This window comes from uncultured Campylobacter sp., assembly GCF_938045595.1.
GTDB lineage: Bacteria > Campylobacterota > Campylobacteria > Campylobacterales > Campylobacteraceae > Campylobacter_B.
The window spans coordinates 1-11,633 of record NZ_CALIBB010000152.1 but is presented as its reverse complement, the minus strand read 5'-3'; the positions used below and the strand labels follow the sequence as shown (position 1 = coordinate 11,633).

Annotated in this window: 12 protein-coding genes; 3 read left to right on the top strand and 9 right to left on the bottom strand. The window is 48.7% G+C overall.

Annotated features, from left to right (window positions below; translation table 11 throughout):
- Nucleotides 1-741 (bottom strand): DUF234 domain-containing protein (locus Q0340_RS06455; RefSeq protein ID WP_298082623.1); only part of this gene is annotated, 741 nt, incomplete at its 3' end.
- A 98-nt stretch (nucleotides 742-839) separates the two neighbouring features.
- Between Q0340_RS06455 and Q0340_RS06450 the strand changes: the two genes are divergently transcribed.
- Nucleotides 840-2,156, top strand: coding sequence for an aminotransferase class V-fold PLP-dependent enzyme (locus Q0340_RS06450; protein WP_298082622.1), 1,317 nt, complete (start codon nucleotides 840-842; stop codon nucleotides 2,154-2,156).
- Nucleotides 2,157-2,355: 199 nt separating this feature from the next.
- Here Q0340_RS06450 and Q0340_RS06445 read toward each other — a convergent pair whose 3' ends face one another.
- The 8 genes from Q0340_RS06445 to Q0340_RS06410 all read right to left on the bottom strand — a co-directional run bounded on the left by Q0340_RS06445 (nucleotide 2,356) and on the right by Q0340_RS06410 (nucleotide 8,740).
- Nucleotides 2,356-2,637, bottom strand: coding sequence for a hypothetical protein (locus tag Q0340_RS06445; protein WP_298082621.1), 282 nt, complete (start codon nucleotides 2,635-2,637; stop codon nucleotides 2,356-2,358).
- A 155-nt stretch (nucleotides 2,638-2,792) separates the two neighbouring features.
- Entirely contained in the window at nucleotides 2,793-4,616 is a 1,824-nt protein-coding gene (locus Q0340_RS06440; RefSeq protein ID WP_298082620.1) for a phosphoethanolamine transferase, read from the bottom strand.
- Between the two features lie 22 nt (nucleotides 4,617-4,638).
- Nucleotides 4,639-5,415, bottom strand: a complete 777-nt coding sequence (locus tag Q0340_RS06435) for an undecaprenyl-diphosphate phosphatase (RefSeq protein ID WP_298082619.1) — start codon at nucleotides 5,413-5,415, stop codon at nucleotides 4,639-4,641.
- The gene (thiE, locus tag Q0340_RS06430; RefSeq protein ID WP_298082618.1) at nucleotides 5,402-6,016 is read right to left on the bottom strand and encodes a thiamine phosphate synthase; all 615 of its coding nucleotides are present in this window, start codon (nucleotides 6,014-6,016) and stop codon (nucleotides 5,402-5,404) included. Before thiE ends, Q0340_RS06435 begins: the two co-directional genes overlap by 14 nt.
- Nucleotides 6,009-6,545, bottom strand: coding sequence for a hypothetical protein (locus Q0340_RS06425; protein ID WP_298082617.1), 537 nt, complete (start codon nucleotides 6,543-6,545; stop codon nucleotides 6,009-6,011). The genes thiE and Q0340_RS06425 overlap by 8 nt, the downstream gene beginning before the upstream one ends.
- A gap of 59 nt (nucleotides 6,546-6,604) precedes the next feature.
- Nucleotides 6,605-7,345 carry a basic amino acid ABC transporter substrate-binding protein gene (locus tag Q0340_RS06420; RefSeq protein ID WP_298082616.1) on the bottom strand — a complete coding sequence of 247 codons (741 nt, stop codon included), beginning with the start codon at nucleotides 7,343-7,345 and terminating at the stop codon, nucleotides 6,605-6,607.
- A gap of 11 nt (nucleotides 7,346-7,356) precedes the next feature.
- Nucleotides 7,357-8,085 (bottom strand): amino acid ABC transporter ATP-binding protein, encoded by a 729-nt coding sequence (locus Q0340_RS06415; protein WP_295151169.1) that lies wholly within the window; start codon nucleotides 8,083-8,085, stop codon nucleotides 7,357-7,359.
- Nucleotides 8,078-8,740, bottom strand: coding sequence for an amino acid ABC transporter permease (locus tag Q0340_RS06410; protein WP_291940149.1), 663 nt, complete (start codon nucleotides 8,738-8,740; stop codon nucleotides 8,078-8,080). The genes Q0340_RS06415 and Q0340_RS06410 overlap by 8 nt, the downstream gene beginning before the upstream one ends.
- 169 nt (nucleotides 8,741-8,909) lie before the next feature.
- Here Q0340_RS06410 and putP point away from each other — a divergent pair, with 169 nt between their 5' ends.
- Together putP and Q0340_RS06400 are read left to right on the top strand one after the other, a co-directional pair.
- A complete protein-coding gene (putP, locus tag Q0340_RS06405) occupies nucleotides 8,910-10,418 on the top strand; it encodes a sodium/proline symporter PutP (protein WP_298082615.1) in 1,509 nt (502 codons plus the stop codon).
- Nucleotides 10,411-11,633 (top strand): DUF2130 domain-containing protein (locus tag Q0340_RS06400; RefSeq protein ID WP_298082614.1); only part of this gene is annotated, 1,223 nt, incomplete at its 3' end. The genes putP and Q0340_RS06400, both read left to right, overlap by 8 nt.

Below are 11,633 nucleotides of genomic sequence, written 5' to 3'. Positions count from 1 at the left end.
CGCGAGCAGATCGGGCGCGAGGTGCGCTTTTTCGCATTTGAGTATGAGCTCATTTAGCACGTTTTTTGAAATTTTTCGCTCCTTGTATTTGCACTCGCCCGCGACGCAAAAGCTCTCAAATTTCGCGTAGATGTCGATCTCGACCTCTTTGTTCCAAAAGCTCGAAATTTGCGAAATCTCTAAATTTAGATACTTCGCGAGTAGCTCCTTGCTTAAAATTTCAAACCCGAGCCCCGCGTAGGCGTTGAAATCCGCTTTGATTAGGCTTATTACGCGCCCTATCTCGCCGCGGCGTAGCGCGGGCAGGTTCGGTTCGATAAATCTAAACCAAAACCTCGCAAAGTTGCTGCTAAAATGGACTTTGTCGGTGATATGGTAGCGGCGCAGCGCGCGCGGGAGGCGGTCGTTTTTGCGGGCTTTTTGCGCCCTTTGCTCGCTTGATTTTTCGGTGATTAAAAACTTCGCGTTTATGAGATCTGCGGTGATTTTTTGCGCCGTAAATCGCGGCAAGATTTTTGAAATTCCTATTTTTTTGCGGTCGCTTCTAGCGAATTTCATCAGCGCCTTTTTGATCTGCTCTTCGCACTCGCCGCCGAATTTAAAGCGCTCGCCAAGACATTCAAAGCATAGCAAAATTTCATTTTCGATCGCTTCGAAAACGTCCGCGTATCCGCTTATGCAACCTATCTCGTCGAATACGAAATGAAACTGCAAAATCGCATCGATATCAGCATCGCCCAAATTTCGCGCAGTATCTTTTAACTCGTAAATTTCGCCCTCCTTGCGGGCGTAATTTTAGCGAGTTTGGATATAATTTGCAAAAATTTTGGAGTCGCGCTTTGGATTTTCAAACGATCAAAGAAAATATCATCTTAAAAGAGGGGGTCAAATACTTTGATTTTGCCGCCTCGGGCCTCGCGTATCGCCCTATAGAAGCGGAGATAGAGCGCGTGCTTGCAACATACGCCAACGTCCACTCCGCAGGCGGAGCCAACGCCGAGATCACGAGCGATTACTACGAAAACGCAAGAGCCAAAATCAAAGAGCTTTTAGGCTGCGAAGAGCGCTACTACCTGATCTCGTGCGGTTTCGGCGCGACTGCGGCGATAAAGAAGCTCTGGGAAATTTTAGGCATCTACCTGCCGCCAGCGACGCGAGATAGGCTCGGCTTGCGGCGCGAGAGCCTAAAAGATTTGCCGCTTTTCATCATCTCGCCTTTTGAGCATCACTCCGTGGAGATCAGCCTAAGACAGGGGCTTTGCGAGGTCGTGCGCGTGCCGCTGGGCGGAAGCGGGCTGATGGATTTTGCTCGGCTGAGCGAAATTTTATCAGCAAACAAAGGGCGCGAAATTTACGGCGTACTTACCGCGGCATCGAACGTGACGGGGCTTAAGCTAGATTACAAGCGCGCTTACTTGATGCTAAAAGCGCACGGCGGGCGGCTGTTTGTGGACGCTAGCGCGCTCATCGCGCACGAAAACGTAGATACCAGCTTTTGCGACGGAGTGTTTTTCGGCGCGCACAAGCTCTTAGGCGGCGTGGGCGCTAGCGGGATTTTGGTTGTGCGAAAGGAGCTTTTGCACGACGAGGAGCCGACGTTCGCGGGAGGCGGCACGATCAAATACGCAGACGCCCAAACGCAGCGCTTTATAATCGACAAGGAGCGCTTGGAGGAAGCAGGCACGCCGGGCATCATCGCGCTGGTGCGAGCTTATCTTGCCCTAAAGCTTCGCAAAAGCGCGGGACTAGAGGCGATCAAGTCGCGCGAAGAGGCGATCTGCAGGCGCTTCATAAGCGAAATTTCAAAAATCCCCGAGATTGAAATTTACGGCAATCTGACCGCGCCGCGCGTGCCGATCTTTGCTTTTAATATGCAAGGGCTCGGCGCAGACGCGCTAGCCGGGGTGCTCGGGCAGAAATTTGAGATCCAGACCCGCGCAGGCTGCGACTGTGCCGCGCCTTACGGCTTTGATCTGCTCGGCTTACAGCCCGATACCGAAATGTCGCGCAAACCCGCTTGGGTGCGGGCTAGCTTCTCGTTCATCCACGACGAAAGCGACGTGGATTTCTTAGCAGAGGCGCTAAGACAGATCGCTCAGATCCGCGATAAAATCACCTTCGTAGCGGGCAAATATCGCTGCGGCAGCGTAAATTAAGCTCGCAAAATTTTATAACAAGAGCTGCTTTTAAATTTTACGGCGCGGGATTTTGCGACATAAAATTTTGTCGGTGAAATTTCGTAGCGTAAAATTTTATGGCTTGGAATTTTAAAGCGTAGAATTTTATGCGCGGCTCGGGCAGCAGATACTTCGTGCCGATTGGGACGTGAAATTCTTCGGCATAAAATTTCGCGGCTTAGAATTTTGAAATTTTAAATTGCGGGCTGAATTCTGGCGGTAAATTTTGTGCTGAGGAGTTTTGCGCCGTAAAATTTGAGCGGTAAAATTCCGTGTCGCGCGGATAAATTTTATACCGCCAAATTTTAAAATTCCTAAATTTCAAAATTTCGCTATTTGAACGAGCTTCGCAAATTTTGTATTTCGTGAACGCATAGAAAATTCTACGCCGTGAAATTTTAGCCGCAAATTTTGAAATTTTACAAAGCCGAATTTTGCTAAGCAGAATTTCGCAACACAAGAATTCTACCGCAGAGCTTTGCGGTAGCGTAGATTTGACGCAGACACGCCCATCCGAAAGCTAAATTAGGGCGCGAGCATTTGCGATAAGAGCGCAGATTTTAAGAAGCGAAATTCTGCACAGCCACAGCCAAAAGACGCAAAATTTCACCTAATTTACTCGCCAAATTCCTTCTGCAGCCTATAAACCTTATCGTAATCGACCCCTTCGATAATGCGCGGGCGCGAGGCGTTAAAATCAGCATTGATCACCGAGCGAGCGGGATCGTACTCCGGTAAATCGGTCATCTCTAAAATTTCTGCGATCGCGTGGATGAGATCGTCGTTTAAAAACGGCCTGTCTTTGGCTGCCGCGATGCGCGCCCAAAGATCAGCGTTTTGCTCTTTGAACTTATCCGACGCCATGAAAATCAGCGGGATTTCGAGCGTGAAGCGATTGATGCCGCCGTGGATCAGCTTGCCGCGGTATTGATAAAGACTCTGAGCGTGGTCGCTGAAATAGACTATCAGCGTGTTGTCGTTTGCGAAAATTTTATAAATTTCGCTTACTATAAAATCGTTGTAAGCCACGGTGTTTAGGTAGTGCGCGAGCTCTTTTTTCTGTCCCTCATCAAGCGGCTCGCGCGAGATGTCCGCGGCGCTAAATTTAGCAAAGCTTTTCGGATAGCGAAACTCGTAGCTCGGGTGCGAACCCATCAGATGAAGGATGAAAAATTTATCCTTCATCTGCGCGCCGCCCACCTCTGCGGCGGAGCTTTCATCCTTGCGCGCAAGAGGCGATCTTTTCGCGCCGGATTTGAAATTTTTTATGCTAGGAAGCATAACTTCGTCGAGCGAGTAGGCGTATTTGTAAACCGGGATTTGATTCGTAAAGTCCGAGTGATCCGTCATCTGCGCGCTCGCGCCGCTTGCGACCGCCCACTGCCCGTAGCGCTCCTGGTTGCTGATCCAAAAGGTCTCGTAGTTTGCCAGTCGCGCGAGATTTACGATGTCGAGGTTAGCGCTCCACGGGCGCTGCTTTTCGCTCTCGTAATTTCCAAAATTTAGCACGTATTTTAACACATCGTTGGTCTTAGCTCCAGGCGAGACGACGTCGCTAAAGGCGATCAGATTTCCACTTTGCTCAAGCGCTTGCAGATTCGGTGTGGTGGGCAGATAGTAGCCGTATAGGCTCATGAAATTTCGCTGCAGGCTCTCTCCGATAATAAAAACGACATTTGAGATGCGGTTTGGCGCGGTTTTATGCGAATGTGAGGCGTAAATGCTTTGGTATCCCGCTTGCAGCTCGCGCACGCTTTTAAAATCGGCGCCGAAATAATCCTTCGTAACGAAAGCAAAGTTATAAATCGGAATTTTATTTAGCGCGATTATGATGCTGGCGCGCATTTTCGAGCTTTTGGCTACGTAGCTTTTAAATGCCGCATGTGCGATAAAAACGAGCAAGCTAAGCAAAAAGGCTAGCTTTATCGCGCGACATAGCTTCATTCGCACTCGCTGGCTCACTCTAAGCCTAAGAGCGGCGAAGACGAAAATTAAAAGCGCCAAAAAAGCCGCGATAAGCTTGAAATTTAAAAACGCGTGCGCGAACTCAAAGGCCTCCTTGGGCGTCGTTTGCACTAGCGCATCCAGCGTGCCGTGCGAGTAGGTAAGCTCCAGGCTAAAGATCAAAAAAATCTGAGCGATCGCAAAGACCACGTTTAGCGCCAAAAGCGCAAAGGCGAGAATTTTATATAGCCTGGCGCTGTAAAAGCTAAACGCGTAAAGCGCGAAAAAAAGTATCGTCACGCCGCAGATCGCAGACGCCACGAAAAACAGCGCCTGCGCAGAGAGCAGCTCGCCGCCGCGTGCGATAAGAAGCAGCCCGAGCGCTAAATTTAATACCAAAACTAGCGTGTATGCGTTTAGCACCGCGCCGTCAAATACCGATAGGAGGCTGAATCTGTCTTTTAAAAATGCGCCGATATTTTTTGCTAGGCTCATGAAATTCCTTTGATGATTGCGTTTAAAAAACGAAGATGAAAAAGATAGCGCCGATTAGAATTCTATAAATTCCAAACGGGATGAAGTCAAACTTCGAAACGAAACTTAGAAATAGTTTAATCGCCGCAAGCGCCACTACGAACGCCACTACGCCGCCTACGAGAAAGGTCGTGATATTGTCGGAGTTTTGCGCGAAGGTGTCTAAATTCTTATAGGTGTCGTAAAAAGTCGCCGCAAACATCGTAGGGATCGCGAGTAGGAAGCTAAAGCGCGCGGCTAAGTTTCTACTTAGCCCGCACAAAAGCCCTGCGATGATGGTGGCGCCGCTGCGCGAAGTGCCCGGTACCATCGCAAAACATTGCGAAAGCCCGATGATAAAGGCCTGAGCGTATGAAATTTGATCCAGATGCTCTAGCTCGCCTTCCCTAGGGCGCGCCTTGCGAAAGAGCTCGACTGCGATAAAAATAATGCCCCAGCCGATCAGTGCGTAGGCGACGGTCTGCGGCGCGAATAGAGATTTGATGCTTTTATAGAGCAAAAAGCCAATCGCTGCAGTGGGGATGAAGCCCACGATGAGCTTGCACCAGAGCTTAAAATCAACCAAAAGCCGCTTATAAAACATCGCCACGACCGCTAGGATCGAGCCTAGCTGGATAACGACCTCGAAGCATTTAAGCGTGTCGGTTTGCTGCAAGCCCATCAGTTTCGCAGACAGGATCATGTGTCCGGTCGAGCTTACGGGCAGAAACTCAGTCAGTCCCTCGACGATGCCTAAAATCACGGCGTCAAATATATTCATCCATTTTTTCCTTTAAATTTGCTAAATTCTGCGTGATCGAAGCGGGTCTGTAGATCGCCTCTACCATCGCGATATAATCGGGCTTGATGGCTAAAATTTCATCCAGATTTTCTAGGTTTATCCCGCCGATTACGGCGATTGGAAGGTTTAAAGATTTTTGCGCCTCTTGCACGAGCGCATCGGGGCAAAGCGGCGCATCAGGCTTTGTCTTGCCGCGCCTGAGCGAGCCGAAGGCTACGTAGCTAGCGCCCTGCGCCTCGGCCTGCCTCGCGCGAGCAAGATCAGCATAGCAGCTAACGCCGATGATCTTATCCGCGCCTAAAAACTCGCGCACCTGCGCCGTCTCGCCGTCGTCCTTTCCGATATGCACGCCGTGCGCGCCGAGCTTTTTGGCAAGCGTCGTATCGTCGTTGATGATGAGTTTGGCGCCGTAATCTTCGCAAAGGCCGATGAGAGAGCGGATTAAGGCTTCATCCAACGCGGCGAGTTTACTGCGATACTGCACGAGCTTTACGCCGCAGCGTAAAATTTCATCTATCTGCGAAAAGATAGTTTGCGGCGGCGTTAAGGCATCGTCGCTAAGCGCGTAAATTTCACTCATCTATCTTTTTCAGCATCGGCACGCCGTTTAGGATGCAGTTGGTAACATCCCAAAATTTTGCGCTATACATTCCGCGCTTAGCCTCTTTGGCTTCCTCGGCGGCTTTTAAAAGAAGTTCGCTATCGTCGGTTATCGGTACGGCAAATCCCGCCGCCACTAGGTCCAATCGCAGATTGCTTTTAGGATCGCTTGCATCGCAGACATAGGCGTCATTGCCGCGATCGATTAAATTTACGTAGTAGCGCTTGCCGGGTTTTATCACAGACTCGAGAGCTTTTTTATATTCTTTGTCGAATTTCTTCAGCTCCTTAGCATCCGTTATGCACCTAGAAGCACCCGCGGCGATTATATTTAAATTTTTTAAGTCGCAGGGAAAGAAGCGATCTTTTTGAGCCTTTCTGAAAGTAAAAACAAAGCTTCTACCATCATTGCCAAGACCTGCAAACGCAGCGATGCCGTATCTGTCTTTTTGCTCCGCAAAGCTCTGCGTGCAGAGCAAAATCGCAAGTGTCAAAAATATCTTTTTCATAGGATTCCTCTTAGGCAGCGCAAATTCTATGAGAGGAATTTGCGCCTAAATTTTGCGGATTATTTTAAATTATACTTTTCCAAAAGTTTTTCGTAGCTTCCATCCTTTTTCATCTCCTCAAGCGCTGCGTTAAATTTAGCGAGCAGCTCGGGATACTTGCCCTTATCAAATGCGATCGAAAAGCCCTCGCTGCCGTCGGATTCTTTAAAAAATGCGGTTAGATCGTCATTCTTCTTAAGATACTCGTAGCCTACGGATGAATCCACGCAAAGTGCGTCAATCTTTTTGTTCTTCAGCGACATAACGGCTACAAAGACGTTCTCCGTAGCGCTAACCTCGGCGCCTTTGATGTCTCTGATCGCAAGCTCCTGAATAGTGCCTAGCTGCGCGGCAAGACGCTTGCCCTGCAAGTCGGCTTTGGAATTTAACGAGCTATCGTCCTTACGTTTGACATATAAATTTTCGACCTTGTAGTAAGGATTTGTGAAATCGATCGCCTTTTTACGAGCCGGCGTCGCGCTCATACCCGAGGCGATCATATCGATCTTGCCGCTTTTAATCGCAGGGATTAGCCCGTCAAAGCTCATATTTAAAATTTCGTATTTCACCCCCGCGCGCTTGGCAAGCTCGGCTACCAGATCCATATCAAAGCCGGTAACCTTGGAGTTTTCATCCACAAACTCAAACGGCGGATACTCGGCGTTTGTACCTACGATGAGCGTATCTTTGGTGATGTCTTTAGCGATTAGCGAACTGCAAAGCAAAGCGCCCGCAACTAAAAATCTCATAAATTTTTTCATTTCCCTCTCCTTTAGTGGTTTAAAATTTTATTTAAAAATTCTTTCAATCTCGGATTTTGCGGATTTTCAAATACGTTTTTAGGCGTATCGTCCACAGCGATCTTACCGCCCTCCATAAAAAAAATCCTATTCGCGACATTGCGTGCAAAGCCCATCTCGTGCGTTACCACAAGCATCGTAATGCCCTCTTTGGCGACCTCTTTCATTATACCTAACACCTCGCCGATCATCTCGGGATCTAACGCCGAGGTAGGCTCGTCGAATAAAATCACGTCCGGATTTACCGCCAAACTTCTAGCGATTGCGATGCGTTGCTTTTGCCCACCGCTAAGCTTGTGCGGATAAGTATAGGCCTTATCGCTAAGACCGACCTTTTGTAGCAGCTCCTCTGCTTTTGCGTAGGCTTGTTCTTTAGTATAAATGCCCGCTTTTATGGGCGCTAGAGTTAAATTTTCCAGCACGTTTTTATTTGCAAAGAGGTTGAAATGCTGAAACACCATACTAACTTTGCGGCGAATTTTATTAATATCAGTGTGCTTATCGGTAATATCCTCGCCGTCTATTTTAATAGTGCCGCCGCTTGGAATTTCAAGCAGATTTAAGCAGCGCAAAAAGGTTGATTTACCGCCGCCACTTGGACCGATGATTGCTACGATATCGCCTTTATTTATGCTCTTTGAAATTCCTTTTAGCACCGATAAATTGCCGTAGGATTTGGTTAAATTTGATATTTCAATCATTGCGGTTTAACCTACTTTCTAGCATTTTTACTAAAAACGAGAAAAATTTTACGCTTGCATAGTAAAGCACTGCGGCAAAAAGTATTGGCTGGACGGTATAAAGCGCCGCCTGCATGCTTTTTGAAAAAAACGTAAGATCAGTAATTGCTACGAGACCCACGACCGAGGTCTCTTTAAATAGGCTAATAAACTCATTTGCAAGCGCAGGCAGGATGTTTTTTATCGCCTGCGGAAAGACGATCTCTTTCATCGCCGTGCCGTAGCCTAGCCCCATCGCGCGCGCAGCTTCCATCTGACCGCGATCGACGCTGTTTATGCCGCTGCGCACGATCTCTGCGACGTAAGCTGAGCTATTAAGCCCCAGCGCAAAGATCGCAGCTGCGATATTATTGCTCCACGTAGCAAAGATAATAAACACGAACACCATCAGCTGGATAACGATTGGAGTTCCGCGGATGATGTCTACGTATTCGTCGATAATGAAGCTTAAAAATTTATTGTTTAGAAATTTTAAAAATGCCAGCATAAATCCTAATGCGATACCGATCACAATGCCGCCGGAGGTCAAAATAAGAGTAATACCGTAGCTTTTGGCGTATGAAATTTTTTGCGCTTCGCTCAGTTCGGGATAGGTGAAATAAAGCCCCACGGCGATTACAGTCAAAACAAATACGACCTTTAAAATTTTCTCGTTCAACCAAGGCGCCTTTTTCTTAAAATTTAAACGGCAAGAATACTAAAATTTCGTTAAAATCTGGCTAAATTCCGAAAGTAAAATTTTATTTGAAATAGAGTAAAATTAGCTTTTTTAAAAGGAGGCAACGATGAGCTTTTGGACCTATTGCGCAATCGCGATATATTTCGGCGCACTTATTTTTATAGGTAGGTATTATTATGACAAGAATGCGAGCTTAAGCGAGTATCTGCTCGATAACCGCCGCCTGGGCCCATTCGTAACGGCGCTTAGCGCGGGCGCTAGCGATATGAGCGGCTGGATGCTTTTGGGAGTGCCGGGCGCGATGTTTGCGACGGGGATTTGCAATATCTGGATAGCTCTAGGGCTTTGCGTGGGCGCGTGGTGCAACTATAAATTTCTTGCAAAAAGGCTTAGAATTTACACCGAGGTAGCAAGCGACAGCGTCACGATCCCAGATTTTTTAGAAAACCGCTTTAAAGACCGCACCAAGACGCTTCGCATCATCTCAGGGCTTTTGATCATCATATTTTTTACGCTCTATGTTAGCAGCGGCATCATTGCAGGCGGCAAGACCTTTGAGAGCTTTTTCGGGCTAAATTTCACCTACGGCGCGGTCGCTACAATCTTAATCGTCGTGTTTTATACCTTTTTCGGCGGATTTAAGGCCGTCGCGATCACCGACGCGTTTCAGGGCGCGCTGATGTTTGCGGTGCTTATTTTGATCCCTCTGTTTTCTTATCGCGCGCTGCAGATCCCTGCGGACAGCTCCTTTTTCGCGCAGGTGCGGCTCTACGGCGCGAGCCACCTAGATCTATTTTACAATCAAAGCTTCTTGGGCGTTTTAGGCCTGCTTGCTTGGGGGCTTGGATACTTCGGGCAGCCGCATATCATAGTGCGCTTTATGGCGATTAGAAGCTCGCGCGAGCTTGATAGCGCGCGCCGCATCGGAATTTCGTGGATGGTGCTAGGGCTAGTAGGCGCGATGCTTAGCGGTCTGATCGGCTTTGTGTATTTTTCGCAAAAAGGTCTTAGCATAGACGATCCCGAAAAAATTTTCCTAGAGCTCGGTAAAATTTTCTTTCATCCATTCATCCTAGGCGTGATAATCTCTGCGGTGCTGGCGGCGATTATGAGCACCATCTCAAGCCAGCTTTTGGTAAGCGCGAGCGCGGTTACGAAGGATTTTATCTTCGCGTTTTATAAAAAAGAGGTGAGCGAGCGCACGCAGACGCTAAGCAGCCGTATCGCCGTCGTGATCATCGCCGCGCTCGCCGCGATCTTGGCGTTCGGCTCAAACGATACGGTGCTAAACGTCGTCGGAAACGCTTGGGCGGGATTTGGCGCGAGCTTTGGAGCGGTACTGCTTTTTAGCCTGTATTCTAAAAAAATGAGCGCGCTCTCGGCTCTAGTAGGCATGCTAGTAGGCGGTATCACGGTCATTTGTTGGATCTTATCGGGGCTTTCGGCGATCGTTTATGAGCTGCTGCCGGGCTTTTGCTTTTCGGCGCTTGCGATACTGCTCGTAAATCGCTACAACTCCGTGCTCGATAAGATGGCGGATGAGCCCAATGCCGCGCAAATTTCGCAGGAATTTGAAAAGATGAAAGAGCAGAGTTTAGGAAACAAAAATGGCTAACGTAAAGTGCCCGCACTGCGGCTCGCAGATCGATATAGACGAGGCGCTGCAGCGCGATATCAAGGCCAAATTTGAAGATGAAATTTTGCAGCAGAAGCGAAAGTGGCAGCAGCAGCAAAACGAAGCCACGCTTAAATTTGAAGCCGAGATCGCCGCTAAGCGCGAGGAGTACGCGAAGCATCTGGCGCAGCTGCAAGCGAAGGAAAACGCCTTCGAGCAGCGCGTAAAAGCGGCGACCGATTCCGCGCTAAACAGCGAGCGGGAGAAAATTTTAGCGCTCGCAAAATCTCAGATCGAGAGCGAAAACGCGGCGAAATTTGAAATTTTACAAAAGGAGCTGCAAGAAAAATCGCAAAGAATTTCCGAGCTAAATTTAATAAAGGCCGAAATGGAGGCGCAGAAGCGTAAATTTAGCGAGCTTGAAGCCGAGAATAAAGCCAAATCCGAGATCGAGCTAACCAACCGCGTAAACCAAGAGCGTGAGCGGCTTTCGAAGCAAATTTCGCAGGAAAACGAGCTGAAATTCCGCCAAAAAGATGAGCAGATCCAAAGCCTAATCGGCCAAATAAACGAGCTCAAGCGCCGCTCGGAGGTGGGCTCGCAGCAGCTTCAGGGCGAGGTGCAGGAGCTCGCGCTACAGGAGTATCTGCGGCTAAATTTTCCTTTGGACGAGATAGATGAGGTCAAAAAGGGCGCGCGCGGCGCAGACTGCGTGCAGATGGTGCATACGAGGGAGTTTGCGGGTTGCGGTAAAATTTTATACGAGAGCAAGCGCACGAAAAGCTTCGAGCCCAAATGGATCGACAAACTCAAAGACGATATGATAGGCGAGGGCGCGCAGATCGGCGTTATCGTAACCGAGCAGATGCCGCCTCACAGCCCTAGGCTGCACCAAGCGCCGAGCGATGCTAGCATCTGGATCTGTTCGTTTGAGGAATTTAAGGGGCTTTGCGCCGTCTTGCGCGAACATGTCGTGGCGCTTGCGTTTGCCAAAAGATCGGGGCAAAATCAAGATAGCAAAACGGCGATGCTCTACGACTATCTGACCTCGCCCGAGTTTGCTAACCAGATAAAGACGATCGTTTCGGCATTCGTCGGTATGCAAGAGAGCTTAAATAAGGAGCGCAACGCGATGGAGCGCATTTGGAAACAGCGCGAAAAACAGATCGCGCGTGCGCGAGACGGCGCGATCGCGATGCACGCAAGCATCAGAAG